25 protein-coding genes are annotated in these 23,466 nt (G+C 68.4%); 21 read left to right on the top strand and 4 right to left on the bottom strand.

The window, feature by feature from the left end; all coding sequences use genetic code 11:
• Window position 1 precedes the first annotated feature (1 nt).
• The 16 genes from glmM (at window position 2) to groL (ending at window position 15,369) form a co-directional block, all read left to right on the top strand.
• Complete coding sequence (gene glmM / locus ACIGKQ_RS14670) at window positions 2-1,345, top strand: phosphoglucosamine mutase (protein ID WP_235723687.1); 1,344 nt, start codon at window positions 2-4, stop codon at window positions 1,343-1,345.
• Window positions 1,342-2,040, top strand: a complete 699-nt coding sequence (locus ACIGKQ_RS14665) for an HAD family hydrolase (RefSeq protein WP_235723688.1) — start codon at window positions 1,342-1,344, stop codon at window positions 2,038-2,040. Before glmM ends, ACIGKQ_RS14665 begins: the two co-directional genes overlap by 4 nt.
• Window positions 2,041-2,197: 157 nt before the next feature.
• Window positions 2,198-2,527, top strand: coding sequence for a hypothetical protein (locus tag ACIGKQ_RS14660; RefSeq protein WP_235723689.1), 330 nt, complete (start codon window positions 2,198-2,200; stop codon window positions 2,525-2,527).
• The gene (locus ACIGKQ_RS14655) at window positions 2,524-3,579 is read left to right on the top strand and encodes a hypothetical protein (protein WP_396574228.1); all 1,056 of its coding nucleotides are present in this window, start codon (window positions 2,524-2,526) and stop codon (window positions 3,577-3,579) included. The genes ACIGKQ_RS14660 and ACIGKQ_RS14655 overlap by 4 nt, the downstream gene beginning before the upstream one ends.
• 22 nt (window positions 3,580-3,601) lie before the next feature.
• A complete protein-coding gene (locus ACIGKQ_RS14650) occupies window positions 3,602-3,877 on the top strand; it encodes a hypothetical protein (protein WP_396574226.1) in 276 nt (91 codons plus the stop codon).
• 9 nt (window positions 3,878-3,886) lie between these two features.
• A complete protein-coding gene (locus ACIGKQ_RS14645; protein WP_235723692.1) occupies window positions 3,887-4,834 on the top strand; it encodes a dienelactone hydrolase family protein in 948 nt (315 codons plus the stop codon).
• A gap of 23 nt (window positions 4,835-4,857) precedes the next feature.
• Window positions 4,858-6,720, top strand: coding sequence for a glutamine--fructose-6-phosphate transaminase (isomerizing) (gene glmS / locus ACIGKQ_RS14640; protein ID WP_235723693.1), 1,863 nt, complete (start codon window positions 4,858-4,860; stop codon window positions 6,718-6,720).
• Window positions 6,721-6,746: 26 nt separating this feature from the next.
• On the top strand, window positions 6,747-8,207 hold the full coding sequence (locus ACIGKQ_RS14635; protein WP_396574223.1) for an NAD(P)H-hydrate dehydratase: 1,461 nt from the start codon (window positions 6,747-6,749) through the stop codon (window positions 8,205-8,207).
• Window positions 8,204-9,337, top strand: a complete 1,134-nt coding sequence (gene alr, locus ACIGKQ_RS14630; protein WP_396574221.1) for an alanine racemase — start codon at window positions 8,204-8,206, stop codon at window positions 9,335-9,337. The genes ACIGKQ_RS14635 and alr overlap by 4 nt, the downstream gene beginning before the upstream one ends.
• Window positions 9,330-10,460, top strand: coding sequence for an alpha/beta fold hydrolase (locus ACIGKQ_RS14625; RefSeq protein ID WP_396574219.1), 1,131 nt, complete (start codon window positions 9,330-9,332; stop codon window positions 10,458-10,460). The genes alr and ACIGKQ_RS14625 overlap by 8 nt, the downstream gene beginning before the upstream one ends.
• On the top strand, window positions 10,457-10,918 hold the full coding sequence (gene tsaE, locus ACIGKQ_RS14620; RefSeq protein ID WP_396574217.1) for a tRNA (adenosine(37)-N6)-threonylcarbamoyltransferase complex ATPase subunit type 1 TsaE: 462 nt from the start codon (window positions 10,457-10,459) through the stop codon (window positions 10,916-10,918). Before ACIGKQ_RS14625 ends, tsaE begins: the two co-directional genes overlap by 4 nt.
• The gene (gene tsaB, locus ACIGKQ_RS14615; protein ID WP_396574215.1) at window positions 10,897-11,619 is read left to right on the top strand and encodes a tRNA (adenosine(37)-N6)-threonylcarbamoyltransferase complex dimerization subunit type 1 TsaB; all 723 of its coding nucleotides are present in this window, start codon (window positions 10,897-10,899) and stop codon (window positions 11,617-11,619) included. The genes tsaE and tsaB overlap by 22 nt, the downstream gene beginning before the upstream one ends.
• The gene (gene rimI, locus ACIGKQ_RS14610; RefSeq protein WP_396574214.1) at window positions 11,616-12,122 is read left to right on the top strand and encodes a ribosomal protein S18-alanine N-acetyltransferase; all 507 of its coding nucleotides are present in this window, start codon (window positions 11,616-11,618) and stop codon (window positions 12,120-12,122) included. Before tsaB ends, rimI begins: the two co-directional genes overlap by 4 nt.
• Window positions 12,119-13,171 carry a tRNA (adenosine(37)-N6)-threonylcarbamoyltransferase complex transferase subunit TsaD gene (tsaD, locus tag ACIGKQ_RS14605; RefSeq protein ID WP_396574212.1) on the top strand — a complete coding sequence of 351 codons (1,053 nt, stop codon included), beginning with the start codon at window positions 12,119-12,121 and terminating at the stop codon, window positions 13,169-13,171. The genes rimI and tsaD overlap by 4 nt, the downstream gene beginning before the upstream one ends.
• Window positions 13,172-13,353: 182 nt before the next feature.
• Window positions 13,354-13,653: a co-chaperone GroES gene (groES, locus tag ACIGKQ_RS14600; RefSeq protein ID WP_006334733.1), complete on the top strand. Its 300-nt coding sequence runs from the start codon at window positions 13,354-13,356 to the stop codon at window positions 13,651-13,653.
• A 99-nt stretch (window positions 13,654-13,752) separates the two neighbouring features.
• A complete protein-coding gene (gene groL, locus ACIGKQ_RS14595; protein ID WP_235723701.1) occupies window positions 13,753-15,369 on the top strand; it encodes a chaperonin GroEL in 1,617 nt (538 codons plus the stop codon).
• 115 nt (window positions 15,370-15,484) lie between these two features.
• Here groL and ACIGKQ_RS14590 read toward each other — a convergent pair whose 3' ends face one another.
• On the bottom strand, window positions 15,485-15,781 hold the full coding sequence (locus tag ACIGKQ_RS14590; protein ID WP_129911804.1) for a WhiB family transcriptional regulator: 297 nt from the start codon (window positions 15,779-15,781) through the stop codon (window positions 15,485-15,487).
• 579 nt (window positions 15,782-16,360) lie between these two features.
• Here ACIGKQ_RS14590 and ACIGKQ_RS14585 point away from each other — a divergent pair.
• The 3 genes from ACIGKQ_RS14585 (at window position 16,361) to ACIGKQ_RS14575 (ending at window position 18,611) form a co-directional block, all read left to right on the top strand.
• A complete protein-coding gene (locus ACIGKQ_RS14585) occupies window positions 16,361-17,023 on the top strand; it encodes a hypothetical protein (protein WP_396574209.1) in 663 nt (220 codons plus the stop codon).
• 90 nt (window positions 17,024-17,113) lie between these two features.
• Window positions 17,114-17,701: an RNA polymerase sigma factor ShbA gene (gene shbA / locus ACIGKQ_RS14580; protein WP_235723703.1), complete on the top strand. Its 588-nt coding sequence runs from the start codon at window positions 17,114-17,116 to the stop codon at window positions 17,699-17,701.
• A complete protein-coding gene (locus tag ACIGKQ_RS14575; RefSeq protein ID WP_235723704.1) occupies window positions 17,685-18,611 on the top strand; it encodes an anti-sigma-D factor RsdA in 927 nt (308 codons plus the stop codon). The genes shbA and ACIGKQ_RS14575 overlap by 17 nt, the downstream gene beginning before the upstream one ends.
• Before the next feature lie 154 nt (window positions 18,612-18,765).
• On the opposite strand, the gene ACIGKQ_RS14570 is transcribed toward ACIGKQ_RS14575, so the two are convergent.
• Window positions 18,766-19,155 (bottom strand): DUF5319 domain-containing protein, encoded by a 390-nt coding sequence (locus tag ACIGKQ_RS14570; protein ID WP_235723705.1) that lies wholly within the window; start codon window positions 19,153-19,155, stop codon window positions 18,766-18,768.
• A gap of 136 nt (window positions 19,156-19,291) precedes the next feature.
• Between ACIGKQ_RS14570 and guaB the strand changes: the two genes are divergently transcribed.
• Window positions 19,292-20,803 (top strand): IMP dehydrogenase, encoded by a 1,512-nt coding sequence (guaB, locus tag ACIGKQ_RS14565; protein ID WP_235723706.1) that lies wholly within the window; start codon window positions 19,292-19,294, stop codon window positions 20,801-20,803.
• 68 nt (window positions 20,804-20,871) lie between these two features.
• Complete coding sequence (locus ACIGKQ_RS14560) at window positions 20,872-22,032, top strand: GuaB3 family IMP dehydrogenase-related protein (protein WP_396574206.1); 1,161 nt, start codon at window positions 20,872-20,874, stop codon at window positions 22,030-22,032.
• Between the two features lie 146 nt (window positions 22,033-22,178).
• Here ACIGKQ_RS14560 and ACIGKQ_RS14555 read toward each other — a convergent pair whose 3' ends face one another.
• Both ACIGKQ_RS14555 and ACIGKQ_RS14550 read right to left on the bottom strand, forming a co-directional pair.
• Window positions 22,179-22,781: an energy-coupling factor transporter transmembrane component T family protein gene (locus ACIGKQ_RS14555; protein WP_396574204.1), complete on the bottom strand. Its 603-nt coding sequence runs from the start codon at window positions 22,779-22,781 to the stop codon at window positions 22,179-22,181.
• Complete coding sequence (locus ACIGKQ_RS14550; protein ID WP_396574202.1) at window positions 22,778-23,452, bottom strand: energy-coupling factor ABC transporter ATP-binding protein; 675 nt, start codon at window positions 23,450-23,452, stop codon at window positions 22,778-22,780. The genes ACIGKQ_RS14555 and ACIGKQ_RS14550 overlap by 4 nt, the downstream gene beginning before the upstream one ends.
• Between the last annotated feature and the right edge of the window lie 14 nt (window positions 23,453-23,466).

The following is a 23,466-nucleotide window of genomic DNA, read 5'->3' as shown; positions in this document are numbered from 1 at the left end:
AGTGGCACGCCTTTTCGGTACCGACGGCGTCCGGGGCCTGGCCAACGACGAGCTCACCCCAGAGCTCGCGTTGCGCCTGGCCTCGGCCGCCGCGGTCGTTTTCGAACACCAGTCCACCACCGACGTCCGGCCGCGGGCGGTCGTCGGTCGTGATCCCCGTGCATCCGGTGAGATGCTGGAGGCCGCTGTCTGTGCGGGCCTCGCTGCCACCGGAGTGGACGCGATCCGCGTCGGTGTCGTGCCGACGCCGGCTGTCGCGTTCCTCACCGCCGACTACGGCGCCGACTTCGGTGTGATGATCTCCGCATCGCACAATCCGATGCCCGACAACGGCATCAAATTCTTCTCGGGTGGCGGTCACAAACTCGCCGATGCGGTCGAAGACCGGATCGAGGCGGCGATGGCCGATGACGAGTTCGCCCGCCCGATCGGCGCGGCCGTCGGCCGGATCATCGACGCCGCCGACGCCGGTGACCGGTACCTGCGTCATCTGACCGCCGCCATCGACCAGCGTCTCGACGGCCTCACCGTGGTCGTCGACTGTGCGCACGGTGCGGCCTCGGATATCGCGCCGAGTGCGTACGCCGCCGCCGGCGCCCGGGTCATTGCGATCCACGCCGAACCCGACGGTCTCAACATCAACGACGGCTGCGGTTCCACCCACATGGGCAAGCTGCAGGCAGCGGTTCTCGAGCACGGCGCCGACCTCGGTTTGGCCCACGACGGCGACGCCGATCGCTGTCTCGCGGTGGACGCATCCGGCCAGATCGTCGACGGCGATGCGATCATGGCGGTCCTTGCGACCGCTCTGCGCGACCGGGATCGGCTGCATGACAACGTGCTCGTCGCGACGGTGATGAGCAATCTGGGTCTGCACATCGCCATGCGCGATGCGGGTATCACCTTGCGCACCACCGCTGTCGGTGATCGGTATGTGCTCGAAGAGCTGCGTCGCGGCGGGTATTCGCTGGGCGGCGAGCAGTCCGGTCACATCGTCATCCCCGCTTCTGGAACCACCGGCGACGGAGTCCTCACAGGCCTGCTGCTGATGGAGCAGATCGCGGCGACGGGGCGTCGCCTCGACGAACTCGCCGCGATCATGACCGTGCTGCCCCAAGAGCTGATCAATGTACGGGTCGCCGACAAACACATGGTGGCACGGTCGGAGAAGGTCCGACAGTCGGTGGTCGACGCCGAGACCGAGCTCGGTGGGGACGGCCGGGTGCTGCTGCGCCCGTCCGGCACCGAGCAGTTGGTGCGGGTGATGGTCGAGGCACCGACGGCGGACGCGGCGCAGACCGTGGCCCGGCGCATCGCCGCGGTGGTGGAGGCTGCGGGCACATGACCCGCCCACAGGCGGTGCTGTTCGACTTCTCCGGCACGCTCTTCCGCTTCGAGGCGCGCGACGAATGGTTCGCGGAGCTGCACGACGCCGACGGCAACGCGCTGCATCTGGACACCCAGGCGGAACTGATCCGCCGGATGACGCAGCCGGTGGGGATTCCCGCCGCGTTGGCCGATGAGGACCGGATCGCCTGGGAACAGCGTGATCTTGATCCGGCCCAACACCGCAAGGCCTACCTGTCGATGCTGCGCGCATCCGGTCTCAGCGTGGCCGATCACGCTGAACAGCTGTATGCGCGAGTACTCGACCCGCACTCGTGGCGGATCTTCGACGACACCTGCGCCGTGCTCAAAGGTGTGCGTGCGGCCGGCATCCGGGTCGGCGTGGTGAGCAACATCGCCTTCGACCTGCGTGAGGTGCTCGCGCTGCACGGCATCGAGGACCTGGTCGAGCAGTATGCGCTGTCATACGAGGTCGGCGCGATCAAGCCGAACCCGGAGATCTTCCACGCTGCGCTCGACCCGCTGGGGATCGAGCCGGCGGCTGCACTGATGGTCGGCGACAGTGAGCACGCCGACGGGGGAGCACGCGCCATCGGATGCGACTTCGCTCTGGTGCACGACGTGCCACCGGCGCAACGGTCGACCGCTCTGATCGACGCAGTGCGAGCCCGCGGCGTGGACCTGTCGCGCTGATTTCTCGGTGTCCCCACGGAACCTGATCGGGTCGTCGCGCGTCTAAGTGGTGCTGTTCGTAAATTCGTCCGGGGTATTCATCGAACGCCGAAGACCCCCGACGAATTTGCGGACAGGGCCACTAAGGTCTGAGAGAACACGAGGCGAGGGGGTCGGGATGGTCGATGTGCCGACATCGGTCGATGTCGACGAGATCAGCGGCGTGATCGCGTTCTATCGATCCGCGGCCGACGTGGTCGATGCCGCCGCGACAGATCTGGCCGGTCATGATCTGGGCAACTGGGCGGTGGGCGAGGAGTATCACGAACTCGGGGAGCGCTACCGCGAGATGGGTCGCCTCATCTCCGAGCGGCTCGGTGCGCAGGCCCGCGCGGCCGACCGCCTGGCCGAGGCGCTGCACGAGGCGATGACGGCGTTGGTGGCGACCGACACCGAGATCGGCGCGACCGAGATCGCCGATCCGATCGCGCGCAGAGGCCGCCGATGACGCGATCGCCCGATTCCCTGCCCGCCCTGCGGGACCACGCCGTCGGCGGACTCGAGCACCTCGGTGAACTGCTGGAATTGGCGGCCGGCCTAGGTGCCGCAGTGGCCGGCACCGAGGCGATACAGCGGCCGTTCCGGCAGGTCGGTGGGGTGGACCCGGCCCTGATGGCGGCGGAGGGCAGGCGGCTGTCGGCGGCACATCGGTCGGTCGCCGAGCGGCTGCATCGACTTCCCGAGCAGCAGGTCCGCCTGGACCGCGGGTGGACCGGCGAGACCGGCTCGCGCGCGGTGATCGCGGTGATCGAGCATCAACGCCGAGCTGAGGCCGACCTCCATGTGTTGCGGACGCTGGCCGAGGCGACCGCCGCTGCGGCGGCGGGAATCGACCAATTGTTGCGGACCTGGTACCTCACCGTCGCGCGGTTGTCGGTGCCGCTGGCCGCCGGTGTCCCGATCGGCGAGGTGCCTGGGGCGCTGGCGAGCGGACGCCTGCGCGTCGACCTGGTCGTCGACGACATCGTCTCGCGTGTCGGCCTGTACTTCACCACAGCGGAGGCGACGATCACCGGGATCGACGAGATCGTTGAGCACCTCGATCGCGCGACCGAGGACCTGGCGGCAGACGCCTATCCGGGTGACACGGACCAGCCGAGCGGTGCGGTTTCTGTCGCGCGTGCGTCAGTACCGAACGCTCCCACCGGTACAGACACTGCCGCGTCGACCGACCGCGATACCCCCGACCGCGATACCCCCGACCGCGATACCGACGTGCCGCTGCGGTTGCGGTCGTCGACTACGCCGACGCTCGAGGACGATCCCGAGCAGCCTCATCAGGTCCCGTCGGCGACGACAGAGGAAGCCGCCTCGCACCCGTCGCCCGTGGCCACCGGCGCCCCGGCACTCGAGTCCCCGCCCGCAGATTTCGCACCTGCAGAGTCCACGGCTCCGCCATCTCCGGCACTCGAGTCCCCGCCCCCTGCCTCTCCGCCGTCGAGTTCGTCACCGGCGCATCCCTCATCCGGTGGCGAACTCGCGCTGGCCGGTGAGCAGTGATGGCCGACGCTGGGCAGGCGCGATGAATTTGGCCGATCAGATCGAGGCGATCGCACGGCGGGCCACCGCTCGCGTGGTCGCCGCCTCCAACGAATTCTCTGCCACGCAACGTCGGCTCGACGCGGCATGCGCCGAGCACCGCGCGGCGACCGCGACAGCCGACGAGCGGTTGCGCGGCGAGCTGCATCGGGAGTCCGAGGTCGCCGAGACGGCCATACCCCGGATACTGCTGCCCGCCGACCAGGCCGCCGCGAGTCCGCACACCCCGGTCCCCGACGAATCGGTCTCGGGCGAATAGGCTGTCGGTGTGCCGGCAACCAAACCAGGACCGTCCAGTTCAGCACCGCGTCGTCCGCTGCCATCGGGCTCGCCGGGCAAGCTGATGTCGGAGTTGGGGCGTCGCGGCCCCTACCGTGTGCTGCGCGGTGATCTCGGGATCGTGGGTATGCGCGGGCAGGTGTTCTCGCCCGACAGCGGGCGCCGATTGCCGGCGATCGCGGTCGGACACACCTGGATGGCCGACAGCCAGCGCTATCGAGACCTGCTCTACCACTTCGCTTCCTGGGGTTTCGTGACGGTCGCCCCCGACGCCAACAGCGGATTCTTCGCCTCCGACATCGGTCTGGCCGCTGATCTGCGGGCCGCACTCGACATCGTCTCGCATGTGCCACTCGGGCACGGTGCGGTGACCGTCGATCCCGATCGTCTGGGCCTGGTGGGGCACGGTTTCGGAGCGTCGGCCGCGGTGCTGGCCGCATCGGATCAGGCGTTGCGCGGACACCGGGCGCCGGAGTTGGGCGGTGTGGTCGCGGCGTTCCCGGCGCCGACCACGTCGGCGCTGCTGCCCGCGGCGGCTCTTGTCCGTGCGCCGGGCCTGATCATCGCCGGTGCGGGTGAGCTCGACACGATGGATGCGAACGCACTTCCGCTGGCGCAGGCCTACGGCGCAGATGTGGTCTTGCGCACCGTGCCTCGGGGTGCGCCTCGCGACCTGCTCGAGCGCCGCACGATCAAGTCCTTCGTCGGTATGAACGGATCCGACCGAGCGCTCCACGCCATGATTCGCGCCGCTGGCACCGGATTTCTCCTGCACAGCGTGGCCGGGGAGAAGGGGTTCGGCGGATTCGCCGACGCCGACGGTGCGGTGGGCAAGTTGAGTGCTGTCGACCTCACGGATCCGCCCGTGCAGGCAGTCGACGCGGTGTCCCACCTCCTCGGCGCCAAACCACGGAAGCGGCGGCTCAAGAAGCGTTGAATTCACAGGTACGCTGACTGACTATGTGTGGAATCGTCGGATACGTCGGCCAGCGGGATGCGCTCGGCATCGTGGTCGAGGCGCTGCGGCGGATGGAGTATCGCGGATACGACTCGGCCGGGGTGGCCATCCTCGACGGAAAGGGCGGCACGGCGGTCGAGAAGAAGGCCGGTCGCCTGGAGAACCTGGACAAGCAGATCGCCACCGTGGGGCCGGAGAAGCTCAGTGGCACCACCGGGATGGGGCACACCCGATGGGCGACGCACGGAAAGCCCACCGATCGCAATGCCCACCCGCATGTGAGTACCGACGGGCGGCTCGCGGTGGTGCACAACGGCATCATCGAGAATTACGCCACCCTTCGTGACGAACTCGAGGCCGACGGCATCGAGTTCGCGTCGGAGACCGACACCGAGACCGCCGTGCACCTCGTCGAGAGCTTCTACGCCGACGGCCCTACCGCCGGCGACTTCGTGTCGAGCGCCTACGCCGCGTTGCGGCGCCTCGAAGGCGCCTTCACGCTCGTCTTCACCCACTCCGACCATCCGGACACCATCGTCGCCGCCCGCCGTTCCACCCCACTGGTGGTCGGTGTCGGCGAGGGGGAGATGTTCGTCAGCTCCGACGTCACGGCGTTCATCGAGCACACCCGCGATGCGGTGGAACTCGGTCAGGACGAGGTCGTGGTGATCACCGCCGACGACTACCGAATCACCGATTTCGACGGCGACCCGCGGGCCGGGAAGCCGTTCCACATCGACTGGGATCTCGCCGCGGCGGAGAAGAGCGGCTACGACTTCTTCATGCTCAAGGAGATCGCCGAGCAGCCGGCCGCGCTGGCCGACACCCTCCTCGGTCATCTCGACGGTGGCCGCATCGTGCTCGACGAGCAACGTCTCACCGACGACGACCTGCGCGACGTGGACAAGGTCTTCGTGGTGGCGTGTGGCACCGCATATCACGCCGGACTGCTCGCGAAGTACGCCATCGAGCACTGGACGCGACTGCCGGTCGAGGTGGAACTGGCCAGCGAATTCCGCTACCGCGACCCGGTGCTGGACCGATCGACGCTGGTGGTCGCCATCTCCCAGTCCGGCGAGACCGCCGACACCCTCGAGGCCGTCCGGCACGCCAAGGACCAGAAGGCCCGGGTGCTGGCGATCTGCAACACCAACGGGGCGCAGATCCCGCGGGAATCCGACGCGGTGCTCTACACCCATGCCGGCCCGGAGATCGGGGTGGCCTCCACCAAGTGCTTCCTCGCGCAGATCGTGGCCGCCTACCTGGTGGGTCTCGCGTTGGCGCAGGCGCGCGGCACGAAATACGCCGACGAGGTCTCGCGCGAGTTCGCCGCGATGGAGGCGATGTCCGGTGCGGTGACCGAGGTCCTCAAGACGATGGAACCGGTCCAGCAGCTCGCCCGCTCGCTGGCCGACCACAACACGGTCCTGTTCATCGGCCGCCATGTGGGATATCCGGTGGCACTCGAAGGAGCGCTCAAACTCAAGGAACTCGCCTACATGCACGCCGAGGGTTTCGCGGCGGGTGAACTCAAGCACGGACCGATCGCGCTGATCGAGGACGGGCTGCCGGTGATCATCGTGATGCCCTCGGCCGACGGTCGGGCGGTACTGCATTCCAAGATGGTCAGTAACATCCGCGAGATCCAGGCGCGTGGTGCACGCACCATCGTGATCGCCGAGCAGGACGACACCGCAGCCGCAGTGGTCGCCGACCACTTCATCCCAATCCCCAAGACGCCGACCCTGTTGCAGCCGCTGGTGTCCACGGTGCCGCTTCAGGTGTTCGCGGCCACCGTCGCACAGGCCCGCGGCTATGACGTCGACAAACCTCGCAACCTGGCCAAGTCGGTCACCGTCGAGTAATCGGGCCCGGAGGAGGAGCAGCACCGATGCCGATCCGCCACCTCACCGCCGACGCCGTCCGCACCGCCGAACACGCGGCCGGTGATCTGCTGGCGAACGGAACCTTGATGCGCCGCGCATCCGGGGGCGTTGCAGCCACGGTGATCGAGGAGTTGCGCCGCACCGGCGGCTGCTACGGCCGTCATGTCGGCCTCGTCGTGGGCGCCGGCGACAACGGCGGGGACGCGTTGTATGCCGCCGCGGCGCTCGCCCGCCGCGGCGTGCGGTGTGTTGCGGTGCTCCTCGCGCCGCAGCGGGCGCACCCGGCGGGGCTCACCGCATTCCGGGCCTCGGGCGGTCGCGTCGTGGCCGAGTTGCCCGCCGGACTCGACGTGGTGCTCGACGGGGTCGTCGGCATCGGAGGTCGGGGTCCGCTGCGTCCGGCGGCCGCTGCCGTGTTTGCCGCGCTGGTGCCTGCCGACCAGGGCGGACCCATCGTCGTCGCTGTCGACCTGCCGTCCGGCGTCGACGCAGACACCGGACAGGTACACGACCCGGCCGTGCGCGCCGACATCACCGTGACGTTCGGTGTGCGGCGTCTCGCGCATCTGCTGGCCGGCCCACAGTGCGGTCGGGTGCGACTCGTCGACATCGGGATCGACACCTCGGGTGCCGACGAGGCGGACACGCTGTGGGAGCTGACCGATGCCGACGTCGGTCGGATGTGGCCGGTACCCGGCCCGTCCGACGACAAGTACAGCCAGGGTGTGGTCGGGGTGATCGCGGGGTCGGCCCGCTACCCGGGGGCGGCGATCCTCGCCTCCGGCGCCGCGGTGACCGCGACCTCAGGGATGACCCGATTCGTCGGTTCGGCCGCTGCGGACGTGGTCTCCCACCACCCCGAGGTGGTCGCCGTGGCGCGCTATGCCGACGCCGGACGCGTGCAGGCGTGGGCGGTCGGGCCCGGGATGGGTACCGACGACGACGCGCTGGCGCTGTTGGGTGAGATCCTGGCCACCGATCTACCGGTCCTCGTCGACGCCGACGGCCTCACCCTCCTCGCCGCTCACCCCGAACTGGTGGCCGACCGCGCCGCGCCGACCCTGTTGACCCCACACGCCGGTGAGTTCGCCCGGTTGACCGGCGCCGACGTCGGTTCCGACCGACTCGGTGCGGTTCGTGGCCTCGCCCGGGACTGGCGGGTGACCGTGTTGCTCAAGGGCCGAATCACGTTGGTGGCCGATCCCACCGGCACGGTCCTGGGCAACGACGCCGGATCGTCGTGGGCGGCGACAGCCGGCGCCGGCGACGTGCTCACCGGCATCGCCGGCGGGTTGCTCGCGGCGGGCCTGTCGCCGCAGTCGGCGGGCGCCGCGGCGGCCCGGGTGCATGCGCGGGCGGCCGCGCGGGCAGCCCGGGGAGCCCCGATCGGCGCCGCCGACCTCCTGGCCGAGGTCCGCGACGCGATCAGGGATGTGCGCGCCGGTCTGGGACAATGGTCGCGATGACCACTCATGCCCTGACCGCGACCATCGATCTCGACGCGATCGCCCACAACGTCGACGTCCTGCGTACCGCCGCGGGCGCCGATGTGCTGGCAGTGGTGAAAGCCGACGCCTATGGACACGGGGCGGTACCCGTCGCCCGGGCCGCGCTGGCCGCCGGCGCCGCCGAACTCGGGGTGGCCCACATCACCGAAGCGCTCGCGCTGCGCCGCGCCGGTGTCGACGCCCACCTCACCGCATGGCTACACGCACCCGACGCCGATTTCGCATCCGCCATCGAACACGACATCGACATCGCGGTGTCCTCGACGCGTCAACTGGACTCGGTGGTGGCGGCAGCCGAACGACTGTCGCAACCGGCCACCGTCACGGTCAAGGTCGACACCGGACTCAACCGCAGCGGGGTGGCGGCCGATGAATGGCCGGACTTCAGTGAGGTCCTCGGCAAAGCTCGTGCCGCCGGGGCCGTCGCGGTGCGTGCGATCATGTGCCATCTCGCGCGTGGCGACGAACCCGAACATCCGCTCAATTCCGAGCAGGCACGACGACTCGACGACGCAGCCGCCGACCTGCGCCGGCTCGGCGCCGGTCCCGAGGTCGCCCATATCGCGAATTCTCCTGCGGCGCTGACCCGTCCGGACCTCGCGCGGGATCTGGTGCGTCCGGGCATCGCCCTCTACGGCCGTAGCCCGATCCCCGAACGCGGTGACTTCGGGCTCGTGCCGGCGATGACGCTGACGGCTCAAGTGGCGCTGGTCAAGAAACTCGCTGCCGGACAAGGTGTTTCCTACGGACACACATTCGTGGCGCAACACGACACGATGATCGCGGTGCTACCTGCCGGATATGCCGACGGCGTGCCCCGCCTGCTGTCCGGTCGCTTCCAGGTCGCGATCAACGGGCGGCTCTTCCCCGGCATCGGACGAGTCTGCATGGACCAGTTGGTGATCGACCTCGGACCCGACGGAGGTGGGGTGCGCGAGGGCGACCTGGCCGAGCTGTTCGGCACCGGACGGACCGGCGGGCCGACGGCCGGCGACTGGGCCGACGCCATCGGCACCATCGACTACGAGATCGTCAGCGGTATCGGGTCGCGTGCCGTGCGCCGCTACGTGGGTGATGTCGATGAGTAGATCCGAGCGATTCGGTTGGCTCGCCGGGGTCACCGGCGTCGGGGCGATCGGTGCGGTCGCAGCCGGTGGGGTGGCTCGCAACGCGGCACGACGACGTGGGTCCGCGCGGGTCGATCCATTTGCCGGCGTGGACTTCACCACGATCTACGACGACGACGCGACCACGGTGACCGCCGACGACGGCGTATCGCTGGCCGTGCGCACCGTCGTCACCGGTCCGGGGCGCGAGGACCCCTCGATCGAACCCGACCTCACCGTGGTGTTCGTCCACGGCTTCAGCCTGCGGATGGCGAGTTGGCATTTCCAGCGCTATGCGCTGGAGGCATGGTGGTCGCAGCGGACGGTCCGCATGGTCTTCTTCGATCACCGTGGACACGGGCGTAGCGATCCGGCGCCGTCGGAGACCTGCACGATCACCCAGCTCGCCGACGACATCGCCGCGGTGATCCGATCGGTGGCCCCGCGCGGGCCCATCGTGCTGGTCGGACACTCGATGGGCGGTATGTCCGTGATGGGCCTGGCTCGCCGTGACCCGGCACTATTCGGGCCGGACGGCCGCGTCACCGGGGTGGCGCTCATCGCGACCGCGGCGCGCGGCATCACCGAGGCGGGACTCGGGGAGGGCTTGCACAATCCGCTCGTCGGCGCCTTCCGCATGTCGGTGCGTCACGTCCCCGCGCTGGTCCGCGCCGGTCGCGGAATCACCCGGCAGGCGCTCGAACCCGTCCTGGTCGCCGCGAGCTTCGGCACCGACTTCTACAGCCCGAACGCGGGTCGTGCAGTCGAGAAGATGATCCAGAACACACCGATCGAGACGCTCGTGGATTTCCTGCACGCTCTGGAGGACCACGATGAGACGACGGCGTTTCCGATTCTGGCGCATGTTCCGTCGGTGGTGGTGTGCGGCAACCAGGATCGGCTCACGCCGCTGCCGAGGTCGGTGCGCATGTACGCCGAGCTCGGTCCCGATTCGCGCCTCGTCGTGGTGGATGGTGCCGGGCACATGGTGCCGATGGAGCGGCCGGAGGAAGTGACCGAGGCCATCGCCGACCTGGTGGAGCGGGCCCGGGCCGCCGCCCCCCAGCCACACCGCCGATGGTGGCGAAAGCTGCTGGCGCGGTGAGCGAATCGACTCGACCCGCCACTGCAGGCGAACGGACACTGCCCGAGGTCGACGACACCGAGGCACTCGGCCGTGAACTCGCGGCGCAGTTGCAGGCAGGCGATCTGGTGATCCTGGACGGTCCACTCGGTGCCGGCAAGACCGCGATGACCAGGGGCATCGCGGCAGGTCTGGGGGTGATCGGACGGGTGTCATCGCCCACGTTCATCATCGCCCGGGAACACCGGGCCGCGCTGCCGGGACGGCCCGGCCTGATCCACGTCGACGCCTACCGGCTCGGCGGCCTCGACGAACTCGACGCCCTTGATCTCGATACCGATCTCGCGGATTCGGTGATCGTGGTCGAGTGGGGCGAGGGGGTGGCCGAACGTCTGGTCGAGCGTCACCTCCTGGTGCGCCTGCGGCGCGAACCGGAGTCCGAGGTGCGTAGCGCGGCATGGGAATGGGTGGAGCACTGATGTACATACTCGCGATCGACACCTCCACCGACGCAGTCGTCGCCGGTGTCGCGGCGCTTCGGGGAGCCGACGCCACCGGAGAGGTGCTCGCCGAACGGCAGGTGACCGACGGTCGGCGGCATGCCGAGATCCTCACCAGCCTCGTCGGCGAAACCCTGGACGAGGCCCGCGTGGCCCGCAGTCAACTCGACGCCGTGGTGGTGGGTTGCGGTCCGGGGCCGTTCACCGGGCTGCGGGTCGGGATGGCCACCGGGGCGGCATTCGGCGACGCGTTGGGCGTGCCGGTGCACGGGGTGTGTTCACTCGATGCGATCGCCGCAGCGCAGATGTCGGAGACCTCCGCGTCGTCGCTGTTGGTGGTCACCGACGCGCGGCGCCGCGAGATCTATTGGGCTACTTACGATCAGGGCAGGCGGACGGCTGGCCCCGCAGTGGCGCCGCCCGGCGAGGTCGTTGCCGATCTCGCCGACATGCCGATCGATGTCGTCGTCGGTTCACCGACCCACGCGGGGCTGTTCGATCGGCCGGTCGGCGCGGCGTCGGTACCGTCGGTGGTCGGACTGGTGACGGTGGCACGCGCCGACTTGTCGGGCAGCATGCCCCCGGCGGCGCTGGTGCCCCTGTACCTGCGGCGACCGGACGCGGTGGAACCCAAGCGGCGCCGACCCGCCGACCCGCAGCGACAGGAGTTGGCCCGGTGACGACCTCGGAACTGATCGTCGACGCCCTCGAACACCCGGACATCCCGCGTTGCGCGGCGTTGGAGAAGCTGATGTTCGCCGACGACTCTCCCTGGCCGGCGACTGCTTTCCGTGCCGAGCTGAATGCGCCGTACAACCGGTACTTCGCTGCGCGCGAACAACCCGGTGGCCCGGTCGTCGGCTACGCGGGCATCTCCACGCTCGGGTCGCCGGGGGATCTCGAGTGTGAGATCCACACCATCGCGGTGGCGCCGACCCATCGCGGTCGCGGATACGGGCGCGCGTTGCTCGCAGCGCTGCTCGCGGTGGCCGACGAGTGCGGTGCGCCCGTCTACCTGGAGGTGCGTACCGACAACGACACCGCGATCGCCCTGTACGAGGGCACCGGTTTTGTCCGGTCCGGCGTGCGCCGCAACTACTATCAGCCGTCCGGCGCCGACGCGTACACGATGATCCGCCCGGCGAGCGGAGTCACGTTGCAGCAGACCGGGGGTGCGCAATGATCGTGATGGGTATCGAGAGTTCCTGCGACGAGACCGGCGTGGGCATCGTCGAGTGGTCGCGCGACGGCATGGGCGACGGTGGACGCGGTACGGCGAGGTTGCTTGCCGACGAGGTGGCATCCAGCGTCGACGAACATGCGCGCTTTGGTGGCGTGGTACCCGAGATCGCGTCCCGGGCACATCTGGAGGCCATCGTGCCGACCATGCAGCGCGCCCGGGAGGCGGCTGGTGTCGACCGGCCCGACGCGATCGCGGTCACGATCGGCCCGGGGCTGGCCGGGGCGTTGCTGGTCGGGGTGGCCGCGGCCAAGGCGTACGCGCTGGCCTGGGACGTCCCGTTATATGCGATGAATCATCTCGGCGGCCATGTGGCGGTGGACACCCTCGAGCACGGCCCGATGCCCGAGTGTGTGGCGCTGCTCGTCTCGGGTGGACACACCCACCTGTTGCACGTCACCGACCTGGCACGTCCCATCACGGAGCTGGGCACCACCGTCGACGACGCGGCGGGGGAGGCGTTCGACAAGGTGGCGCGATTGCTCGACCTCGGGTTTCCCGGCGGTCCGGCGCTGGACCGGGCGGCGGCCCACGGCGACCCGCACGCCGTCGGCTTCCCCCGCGGGATGACCGGTCCCCGTGATGCGCGCTACGACTTCTCGTTCAGCGGCCTCAAGACCGCTGTCGCCCGCCACGTGGAGAAATGTGAGCGGCAGGGCACCGCGGTGTCGATTCCCGATGTCGCCGCATCGTTTCAGGAAGCGGTCGCCGACGTGCTGACGATGAAGGCGGTGCGGGCGTGCACCGATCTCGATGTCGACACCCTCGTTCTCGGGGGTGGTGCCACCGCCAACTCGCGCATCCGGTCGCTGGCCCAGGAGCGCTGCGCGGCCGCCGGGATCACCTTGCGAGTACCCAAGCCGCGCCTATGCACCGACAACGGCGTCATGATCGCCACCCTCGGAGCGCACGTGATCGGTGGTGGGGCAGAGCCCTCGCCACTGACCGTGGCCACAGACCCGGGAATGTCGGTGCAGGTCAGTCAGCTCTGAGCGATCAGATCGGACTTTCGCAGCCTCCGCCCTTGAGTGCTGGCACTCTCGTGTATAGAGTGCTAGTGGCACTGTGATGAAGCCTCGTACACCCGCGACGGCGGGGTTTCGGCCCAGGGCCAATGAACGTGCAATTCGATTCATCGTTCAACAACTCAGTACGAAAGTTGAGGAACCACATCGTGGCGAGCGTGAACATCAAGCCGCTTGAGGACAAGATCCTGGTGCAGGCCGTGGAGGCAGAGACGACCACCGCGTCCGGTCTGGTCATCCCGGACACCGCCAAGGAGAAGCCGCAGGAAGGCACCGTCATCGCCGTGGGCGAGGGCCGGGTCACCGAGCAGGGTAACCGCGTCCCCGTCGACGTCAAGGAAGGCGACACCGTCATCTACAGCAAGTACGGGGGCACCGAGATCAAGTACGCCGGCGAGGAGTACCTGATCCTCTCGGCGCGCGACGTGCTGGCCGTCATCGGCAAGTAAGACCCACGAGCACTTCGTGAGTCTCCCGCCCCGGTGCCCTCGTCGGGCGCCGGGGCGGAGCCATTTCTCCCGCGATTCCCCGGATCGAGAAAGAAATCCATGCCCAAACAGATTGAATTCGACGATGTAGCGCGCCGCGCACTCGAGCGCGGCATCAACCAACTGGCCGACACGGTCAAGGTGACGCTCGGCCCGCGTGGTCGGCATGTGGTGCTGGCCAAGGCCTTCGGTGGACCCAACGTCACCAACGACGGTGTCACGATCGCCCGCGACGTGGACCTCGAGGATCCGTTCGAGAACCTCGGTGCCCAGCTGGTGAAGTCGGTTGCCACCAAGACCAACGATGTCGCCGGTGACGGCACCACCACCGCGACGGTGCTGGCCCAGGCAATGGTGACCGCAGGCCTGCGCAACGTGGCCGCAGGCGCCAATCCGATCGCGCTGGGAGCCGGCATCGGCAAGGCCGCCGACGCGGTCAGCGCCGAACTGGTCCGGCTGTCCACCCCCGTCGATGGGGAGAAGGCCATCGCCCAGGTCGCCACCGTGTCTTCTCGTGACGAGGAGATCGGCGAGATGGTCGCCAAGGCCATGACGCGCGTCGGCGCCGACGGCGTCGTCACCGTCGAAGAAGGATCGGGTCTGTCGACCGACCTCGACGTGACCGAAGGTATCCAGTTCGACAAGGGCTACCTGTCGCCCTACTTCGTGACCGACGCCGACAGCCAGGAAGCCGTTCTCGAGGACGCCCTCGTGCTGCTCTACCGCGACAAGATCAGCTCGCTGCCGGAATTCCTGCCGCTGCTGGAAAAGGTCGCCGGCGACGGCAAGTCTCTGTTGATCATCGCCGAGGACGTCGAGGGCGAGCCGCTGTCGACCCTGGTGGTCAACTCGATCCGCAAGACCATCAAGGCGGTCGCGGTCAAGGCGCCGTTCTTCGGTGATCGTCGCAAGGCGTTCCTGGAGGATCTGGCCGTGGTCACCGGCGGCACCGTCATCTCCTCGGACATCGGCGTCAGCCTCTCCGACGCGGGTGTCGAACTGTTGGGCTCCGTGCGCCGGGCGGTGGTGACCAAGGACACCACGACGCTGGTCGAGGGTGCGGGTACATCCGAGGAGATCGCGCAGCGCTCCGAGCAGCTGCGCCGCGAGATCGAGCGCAGCGATTCCGATTGGGACCGCGAGAAGCTCGCCGAGCGGTTGGCGAAGCTCGCCGGCGGTGTCGCGGTGATCCGAGTGGGCGCCGCCACCGAGACTGCGCTCAAGGAGCGTAAGCATCGCGTCGAGGACGCGGTCGCCGCGGCGAAGGCAGCCGTCGAGGAGGGCATCATTGCCGGTGGCGGTACCGCCATCCTGCAGGCCGCGAAGGTCCTCGACGATCTGGCCGCCGACCTGTCCGACGAGGAGGCCCTGGGCGTGAAGGTCGTCCGCGACGCAGCGCGGGCCCCGCTCTACTGGATCGCATCGAACGCCGGCGTCGACGGCTCGGTCGTCGCTACCCGGGTGACCGATTCGGACTCGGGTATCGGCTTCAACGCCGCGACACTGGAGTACGGCGATCTGCTCGCCGACGGCATCATCGACCCGGTCAAGGTGACTCGGTCGGCTGTCGTCAATGCAGCCTCGGTGGCCCGCATGGTGCTCACCACCGAGACCGCCATCACCGATCAGCCGGAAGAGGCCGCGGCCGACGCGCACGGTCACGGTCACGCGCACTGATGAAGTGAGACCGGGCAGCGGCGGACGAACCCGACCGCACTGCCCGAGACGCACCGATGGGGGCATCGATCACACGATCGATGCCCCCATCGGCGTAGAGGTCTGAAAACTGTCGTCAGCTCGCGATGCGGCGGCCCACACCGCGCTTCATCAGCATGCTGCGCTCGGACTCCGACAGCCCGCCCCAGATGCCGTAGGGTTCGGCAACGGCGAGGGCGTGTTCGCGGCACTGGGCGATCACCGGGCACTGATGGCACATCTCTTTCGCGCGGCGCTCGCGTTGGGCGCGCGCCCGGCCGCGTTCGCCGTCCGGGTGAAAGAACATCGACGAGTCCACACCGCGGCACAGGCCCTGCATTTGCCAGTCCCAGATGTCGGCATTCGGGCCAGGGAGGTGATTCGGCTGAGGCATGACAGCGACTCCTTGTCTGCGAGTGGCACTCGATTGATCGGCGCAAACACACAGTAAGCAAGCCGCAGAAATGCAGTCAATCCCGCCAAATAAGGGGTCAACGATGGTGAAATTTCCAGAAATGTTAACTGTGCGTTGACTATGCGTCGGCGGCTACCATACCGATTCGGTGTGGTCGGCCCGACCCGGCACATTCGTCGTTTTGGTGCGACTGACCTGCTGTTTTCGGTGTGTTGGCGGGTGCTTGGCGCGGCCCTGTGTCGCGTGACGAGCAGGTGACGGAACAACTGCCGAGTAACACGATTGAAACTCAGAGCTCATTTCTGTGTGACCTGGGCGGCGAATTAATGTTTGTGACACCAGGTTAAATTCATGCAAACTAGAACAGGTTACACTCGTTCTGAATCGATGTCGGAACCGCAAAAAACAGGGTGTGAAATGGGGGAATGCGCGCACGGCCGGGCGTTGTGGTCTGCCGCGGTTGAGCAGGGAGGTATAGGTCACACTGCCGGCGCATTCGCGATCCTCGACGAGGTTGAGCGTGCCGGCCGGCGATGCGGGGCTCCGGCATTGGAGTCCTTGGCACTGTCGACGCGCGCCTCACTTCTGCGGCAGGCGGGCCGACATCGGAACGCGGCCGCGCTCGACGGTCGCGCGTTGCTGCTTGTCGGATCTTCTGGCGCACCAGAGCCGCGCAACCGGACACAGACACAGACGCATCGCGCCGCAGTGCTCGATGCGCTCGTCGGTCTGGCCGCTGATCATCTGGGGCAGGTGCACCTCGCGGCAGCACGACGCCTGTTGGCGCGGGCACGTGGCATCGCAGACGTGGCCGACACCGCATGGCTGGCCGGCCGTCGGCCGCTGCTGCGCATCGAGTGGGTCAGTGCCGAGGTCGCGATCTACTCGGCAGACTCCGCGTCGGCGCTCGAGCACGCGCAACACGCCCGGGAACTGTGCACGGTCGCCGACACGCCCCTGCGGCACCGGGTCAAGACCGAGTTGATCGCTGCGGCAGCGCACGCGGCGGCGGGCGACCTGCTCATGGCCGCTCAACGTGCGGCCGAGGTCACCGCGGACGCGCGGGCCGGTGGGCTCGTGCCGTTGGAATGGGCGTCGTTGGCGCTGCGACACGGTCTGGATCCCGCCGATGAGGACGTGGCCGGAGACCTCACCCGGGTTCGGGGGTTACTGGTGGGTCGAGGAGTGCCGTTTGCAGATGAGAGGACCGCCGGTGGGTGACTCGGTACTCGGTGGCAATCGCTAAGGTGACGTGGGTACACAGCACACGAGCAACACCACGACCATGTAACACGGGGATCTCAACTGACGATGAAACTGACGGGTGTTGAGCTGGACGAGGCCGTCCGCGCCGCAGGGCAGGGCGATCGAACAGCGCTCACGTCGGTTCTCGAAAGTGTGCAGGATCCGATCCTGCGTTACTGCCGAGGGCGGATTGGAGTCGGAGAACGCCACCTGTTCTCCGCCGACGATATCGCGCAGGAGGCGTTGATGGCAGTGATGACCGCGCTGCCCCGGTACCAAGACCAGGGCAGGCCGTTCATGGCTTTTGTGTACGGCATTGCCGCGCACAAGGTTGCCGATGCCATGCGAGTGGCCGGTCGGGTCAAGTCCGATCCGGTCGAGACGCTCCCCGAGACCGTGTCGTTCGTCGGTGGGCCCGAGCAGATGGCGCTGGATTCCGACGGCAGCCGCAGGATGCGGTCGCTGCTGGAGATCCTGCCGGACAAGCAACGCGAGGTGCTCGTGCTGCGGCTGGTGGTGGGATTGTCGGCCGAGGAGACCGCGGACGCGATCGACAGTACGCCCGGCGCGGTGCGGGTCGCCCAACACCGCGCGCTGGCAAAACTACGGACCGAACTGAGGAAGGCAGGTGAGGTCGATGAACGACGAGCATGAGCCTGCCGATCAGCGATGGGATGTGAACGATCCCATCGACATGACCTCGGTTCACGCGGACGACCATTTCATCGAGTCGTTGTCTCACGATCGACCCGTGCCGACCCGGGATCAGGCCGAATACGAACTGGCCGAACTGTTGTCGGGCTGGCGTCACGAGGCTGTCGCCGCGCCGCTGCCCGAGTTGCCCACCGTCGACGAGGTCGAGTCCGCGATCGCGGCGTCCCAGCGCGCAGAACGCGGGCGCGGGGTCATCCGGCACCTGCGGGTGGCCTCCGGCGTGGCTGCGGTTGTGGTCATCGCCTGCGCGGGCCTCACCGTGTTGGCAGAGGGATCGTCTCCCGGCGACCCGCTGTGGGGTGTCAAGAAGGTGGTCTTCGCCGAAGCTGCCAGTGAAACCCAGGCGGCGATGGACATCCAGTCCGACCTGGAGAAGGCCGAGGCCGCGATGGCAGCCGGCGACGCCGATCAGGCTGCTGCGTTGATCGCCAAGGCGCAGCAGCAGATGGGGCCGGTGCGCGACGATGCCACCCGTAACCGCATGAACGAGTGGATGCAGCGACTGCGCGCCGACACCGATTCGGCCAAGTCCGCATCGTCTGCCTCGTCTGCTGCCGTGCCCGGCGGATCGAGCAGTGTGGGTGGTGCGCCCGGGCCGAGCACACCGCCGCGTGACCTCGATCGTCAGAGCAGTGGTTCGGTGACCGTCACCCTGCCCAGTTCGGGGAATCCGCCGGCGACGTCGGCGCCGGACAGCCCGACCGGTCAACCCGACACCACCAAGCCCGAGCAGCCGCCGACCTCCACCACGACTCCCACGCCGACTGCTGCGCCGGGCGATGAGACCGGACAGCCCAGTCGGCCGGTCACCACCACGACGACCACCACCACGACGTTCTTCTTGTGGTGAGTGGCGCGGAGGCCGGTTGCCCCTGATCTCTGAGGAGGGCCGGAGCGTGCGGAGGCCCGTCACGAAGGGCCCTACTCAGGATGGATGCCGAAGCGACCCGATGAAACGCTGAAATAGCGCACGGACGCCACTCAACGTGGCGCGAGGGGAATTCTCAGCGCTCGTCGTCCATGTGTCCGCGCGCATCGGCGTAGCCGCGGCAGTAGTCCCAGGTGACGTAGGCCTCGGGGCGCGGATCGACGGCCGGTTCGTGAGGCCGAACGGTGCCGTCGATGAGCAGCTGCAGCAGGTTGGCACGCAGCATGTCCCAATCGTGATAGTGATCCTCGTGGCAGTCCTCGCACACGACGACCAGGCCGCGGACCCCACGATGGGCCAACAGCGCTTCGTAGACCGCCAGATCGGCGAGATCCTCCTCGACGGCGACGCGCTCGTTCTCGTCGAGCGGGACGCCGGGTTCCACCGAGTCGAGAGCCGACGCCGGGTCGCTGGGGTCGTCGGCGAACGGATCTGGCGGCAGTCCGGGTGGAAGATGGTCACGCACAACACCACGGTAACCGATGATCGGACCCCGGTGGAGCAAGGCGTCCACAGGTCGATCGACCCCGGTGGGCGATGACGTGGAAAGGCTCGACGCAGGGTGAGCCCGGACACGCCCATGGTGCCGATACCATGGTGCAATGACTGCAGTGCGCACCGGTGGAGACGACCCCGGCAAGGTCGCGATGCTCGGCCTCACCTTCGACGACGTCTTGTTGCTGCCCTCGGCGTCCGACGTCATTCCCAGCGACGTGGACACCTCGTCGCGGGTGACCAAGGACATCACCCTCAAGGTCCCGCTCGTGAGTTCGGCGATGGACACCGTTACCGAGGCGCGGATGGCCATCGCGATGGCGCGCGCGGGTGGCATGGGTGTGCTGCACCGCAATCTGTCGATCGAGGATCAGGCAGGGCAGGTGGAGACCGTGAAGCGCTCGGAGGCCGGCATGGTCACCGACCCGGTGACGTGCTCGCCGACCCACACCCTCGCCGAGGTCGACGCGATGTGTGCGCGGTACCGGATCTCCGGTCTCCCGGTGGTCGACGGTTCGGGTGAACTCGTCGGCATCATCACCAACCGTGACATGCGTTTCGAGGTCGACCAGTCGCGCCCGGTGTCCGAGGTGATGACCAAGGCTCCGCTGATCACCGCACAGGAAGGGGTCTCCGCGGAGGCCGCCCTCGGTTTGCTGCGTCGCAACAAGGTGGAGAAGCTGCCCATCGTCGACGGCAACGGCAAACTTACCGGCCTGATCACCGTCAAAGACTTCGTAAAGACCGAACAACACCCGTTGGCGACCAAGGATGCCGACGGCCGTCTGCTGGTCGGTGCTGCTGTGGGAACCGGTGACCCGCAATGGGATCGAGCGATGGCGCTGGCCGATGCAGGCGCCGACGTGATCATCGTGGACACCGCGCACGCGCACAACCGCCTCGTCCTTGACATGGTGGCCAAGCTCAAGGCCGAGGTGGGCGACCGGGTGCAGGTCGTCGGCGGCAATGTCGCAACCCGTGAGGCGGCCCTCGCGCTCGTCGAGGCCGGCGCCGACGCCGTCAAGGTGGGCGTGGGACCGGGGTCGATCTGCACCACCCGGGTCGTCGCGGGCGTCGGGGCACCACAGATCACCGCGATCCTGGAAGCGGTAGCCGTCTGCAAGCAGCATGACGTGCCGGTCATCGCCGATGGCGGTCTGCAGTACTCGGGCGACATCGCCAAGGCGCTCGCCGCCGGTGCGTCGACCGCCATGCTCGGCTCGCTGCTGGCGGGCACCGCAGAGGCACCCGGCGAGTTGATCCTGGTCAACGGCAAGCAGTTCAAGAGTTACCGGGGGATGGGCTCGCTCGGTGCGATGCAGGGGCGCGGTCAGGGCAAGTCGTACTCCAAGGACCGGTACTTCCAGGACGACGTGCTCGCCGAGGAGAAGCTGGTGCCCGAAGGCATCGAGGGCCGGGTCCCCTTCCGCGGGCCCCTCGGCCAGGTGATCCATCAGCTCGTCGGCGGCCTGCGCGCGGCGATGGGCTACACCGGGTCGTCGAGCATCACCGATCTGCACGACGCCCGCTTCGTCCAGATCACCGCGGCCGGTTTGAAGGAATCGCACCCGCACGACATCACACTGACCACCGAAGCGCCCAACTACTATTCCCGCTGACGCGCGTTTGCCCCGGTGTGATCCGGGGCACAACCGCGACCTCAAACGTGTAGCAGAAAGGCGCAACGGTGCGTGACCTCGTCGACATCGGCATGGGGCGGACGGCCCGACGGACGTTCGAACTCGATGACATCAGTATCGTCCCGTCGCGACGGACCCGGTCGTCCAAGGATGTGTCGACCGCCTGGCAGATCGATGCCTACCGCTTCGAGTCACCGATCCTGAGTCATCCCACCGACGCCTTGGTGTCGCCGTCGGCGGCGGTCGAACTGGGCCGCCTCGGCGCTCTCGGGGTGATCAACGGTGAAGGGCTGTGGGCCCGACACCGCGACGTGGACGCCAAACTCGAGGAATTGGCCGCGGTGGCCACCGACAACGCCGATCCGTTGGCCGCGATCCGGCTGCTGCAGCAACTGCATGCCGCACCGCTCGACCCCGACCTACTCGGTGCGGCGGTCGCCACGGTGCGCGACGCGGGTGTCACCACAGCCGTCCGCGTGAGTCCCCAGCATGCGCCCGAACTGACGCCGGCGCTGTTGCAGGCGGGTGTGGAGATCCTCGTCGTGCATGGCACCATCATCTCTGCCGAGCATGTGGCCCAGGCGGATCCGAACGACGGCCCGGTTCGCGAGCCGTTGAACCTGAAGACCTTCATCGCCGAACTCGACATCCCGGTTATCGCCGGTGGCGTACACGATCACCGGACCGCCCTGCATCTGATGCGCACGGGTGCGGCCGGCGTCATCGTCGGGTACGGCTCTGCCGAGGGTGCCACCACGACCGGCGAGGTACTCGGCATCGGGGTGCCGACGGCGACGGCGATCGCCGACGCGGCCGCGGCCCGGCGCGAGTACCTCGACGAGACCGGCGGCCGGTATGTGCACGTGATCGCCGACGGTGACATCCACACCTCCGGTGACCTCGCCAAGGCCATCGCCTGTGGTGCCGACGCGGCAGTTCTCGGTACACCGCTGGCCGCCGCCGCCGAGGCGCCCGGGCGCGGGTGGTACTGGCCGTCGGCCGCCGCCCACCCCGACACCCCACGCGGTGCTCTGTTGCAGGTCGCGACCGACGAGGACCGGCCCAGCCTGGAATGTGTGCTGAACGGGCCGTCGCAGGACCCGTACGGCGAACTCAATCTCGTCGGCGCCCTGCGTCGTTCGATGGCCAAAGCCGGCTACAGCGATCTCAAGGAATTCCAGAAGGTGGGCCTGAGCGTCCACGTGTGAGCAGCACTCTGCGACCCCGGCGACCCCGCGCACCCGTCACGTTTGCGCGCATGTCGCGACGTGCGCGGATACCTGGCAGGTGCGCGGTTGGCTCCGGGTGCGGTAGCGCGGGAGGCGAGCGGCTCGGCGCGGGTACGGTCGGCGGGTCAGTCGAGGCCGCGGGCGATCAGCGTGTCGGCGAACCCGTCGGCGGTACGTAGCGCCGCGATGACCACCGGCGCGACGAGAATCCGTGCGCCGGGACGCAACCCGCGCGCCTTGCGGGCCTCGTCGACCTGCGCCACCACCTCGACCATGAGCGGGATGGACCTGATGGCCAGAGCCAGCGCCAGCGCGATGTGATCGACCCGCACTCCTCGCCCGGCCAGCGGCCGAAGCGCGGTGACGACGGCGTCGAGAATCGCCGAGGTCCTGGTGGTGAGGGTGACCGCGGCGGCCATCGCCACCGATGCCGCGAGAACGGCGCAGACGACCAGGGCACGTTGCCAATCGGTGAAGATCACCTGGAAGACGAAGACGAACACCACCACCCAGACGACCGGGCGCATCTGGCGCCACGCCTCACGCGGCCGGATGCCGCCGAGAGCGAACACGCCGACCACCCCGAGCGCGAGGAACCCGACCGCGGCCGGCGTCCGTACGGTGATGCTGACGGCGAGGATCGCCGCACCCAGCCCGAGCAGTTTGAGCCCTGCAGGAAGCCGATGCAGTGGTGAATGACCCGGCCGATAGACACCGAGGGTCGTCATGTCATCAGCCGACGGTAAGCGGTGACCGCCGCGGCGGGCTCGTCGTCGGCGACGACGCGGCCCTCGTCGAGCACGATGACCCGGTCGTAGTCGGCGACCATGTCCAGATCGTGTGTGAGCACCACCAGTTGTTCGTCCAGCGTCGTGAACACCGTGCGCAGCATCGCGCTGTTGCGGAGATCCAGCAGCGTGGTCGGTTCGTCGGCGACCAGCACCGATGGCCCGGTCGCGAGCACCGAGGCCAGCGCGAGTAGCTGTTTTTGGCCACCCGAGAGCCGGTGTGCGGGGTGGTCGGCGTGATCGGCCAGCCCGAACTGCGCGAGCACCGCCGCGGCGCGCGACGACCGCTCAGCGCGGTCGCGGACGGTACGGGTGAGGGAGAGCTCGATGTCCTCGATGACGGTCGGCATGATGATCTGTCGATCGGGATCGCTGAAGATGAACCCGACCTCTTTGCGGACCCGACGTTTGTCCCGGGCAGCGTCGATCCCGTTGACCGTCACCGAACCGCGGTCGGGGACCACCAGCGCGTTGATCATTCGCGCCAGGGTCGACTTGCCGCTGCCGTTGGCGCCGATGATCCCGATCCGCCGCTCGCTCAGGGTGAGATCGATGTCGTCGAGCACGACCCGGCCCTCGTAGGCGTGGCCGACACCACGGAATTCGATCATCGATCTGATTCGCT

Origin of the sequence: Gordonia sp. NPDC062954 (assembly GCF_044543825.1) — a bacterium.
GTDB classification, from domain to species: Bacteria; Actinomycetota; Actinomycetes; order Mycobacteriales; family Mycobacteriaceae; genus Gordonia; species Gordonia tangerina.
The sequence above is the reverse complement of the archived record's forward strand: the minus strand, read 5'-3'. Positions and strand labels throughout refer to the sequence as shown.

Excerpts from the sequence above, each read along its gene's own strand:
- ACIGKQ_RS14665 (WP_235723688.1), top strand. The coding sequence starts at position 1,342 with ATGACCCGCCCACAGGCGGTGCTGTTCGACTTCTCCGGCACGCTCTTC.
- ACIGKQ_RS14660 (WP_235723689.1), top strand. The coding sequence starts at position 2,198 with ATGGTCGATGTGCCGACATCGGTCGATGTCGACGAGATCAGCGGCGTG.
- ACIGKQ_RS14655 (WP_396574228.1), top strand. The coding sequence starts at position 2,524 with ATGACGCGATCGCCCGATTCCCTGCCCGCCCTGCGGGACCACGCCGTC.
- ACIGKQ_RS14650 (WP_396574226.1), top strand. The coding sequence starts at position 3,602 with ATGAATTTGGCCGATCAGATCGAGGCGATCGCACGGCGGGCCACCGCT.
- glmS (WP_235723693.1), top strand. The coding sequence starts at position 4,858 with ATGTGTGGAATCGTCGGATACGTCGGCCAGCGGGATGCGCTCGGCATC.
- ACIGKQ_RS14635 (WP_396574223.1), top strand. The coding sequence starts at position 6,747 with ATGCCGATCCGCCACCTCACCGCCGACGCCGTCCGCACCGCCGAACAC.
- alr (WP_396574221.1), top strand. The coding sequence starts at position 8,204 with ATGACCACTCATGCCCTGACCGCGACCATCGATCTCGACGCGATCGCC.
- ACIGKQ_RS14625 (WP_396574219.1), top strand. The coding sequence starts at position 9,330 with ATGAGTAGATCCGAGCGATTCGGTTGGCTCGCCGGGGTCACCGGCGTC.
- tsaB (WP_396574215.1), top strand. The coding sequence starts at position 10,897 with ATGGGAATGGGTGGAGCACTGATGTACATACTCGCGATCGACACCTCC.
- tsaD (WP_396574212.1), top strand. The coding sequence starts at position 12,119 with ATGATCGTGATGGGTATCGAGAGTTCCTGCGACGAGACCGGCGTGGGC.
- groL (WP_235723701.1), top strand. The coding sequence starts at position 13,753 with ATGCCCAAACAGATTGAATTCGACGATGTAGCGCGCCGCGCACTCGAG.
- ACIGKQ_RS14590 (WP_129911804.1), bottom strand. The coding sequence starts at position 15,781 with ATGCCTCAGCCGAATCACCTCCCTGGCCCGAATGCCGACATCTGGGAC.
- shbA (WP_235723703.1), top strand. The coding sequence starts at position 17,114 with ATGAAACTGACGGGTGTTGAGCTGGACGAGGCCGTCCGCGCCGCAGGG.
- ACIGKQ_RS14575 (WP_235723704.1), top strand. The coding sequence starts at position 17,685 with ATGAACGACGAGCATGAGCCTGCCGATCAGCGATGGGATGTGAACGAT.
- guaB (WP_235723706.1), top strand. The coding sequence starts at position 19,292 with ATGACTGCAGTGCGCACCGGTGGAGACGACCCCGGCAAGGTCGCGATG.
- ACIGKQ_RS14555 (WP_396574204.1), bottom strand. The coding sequence starts at position 22,781 with ATGACGACCCTCGGTGTCTATCGGCCGGGTCATTCACCACTGCATCGG.
- ACIGKQ_RS14550 (WP_396574202.1), bottom strand. The coding sequence starts at position 23,452 with ATGATCGAATTCCGTGGTGTCGGCCACGCCTACGAGGGCCGGGTCGTG.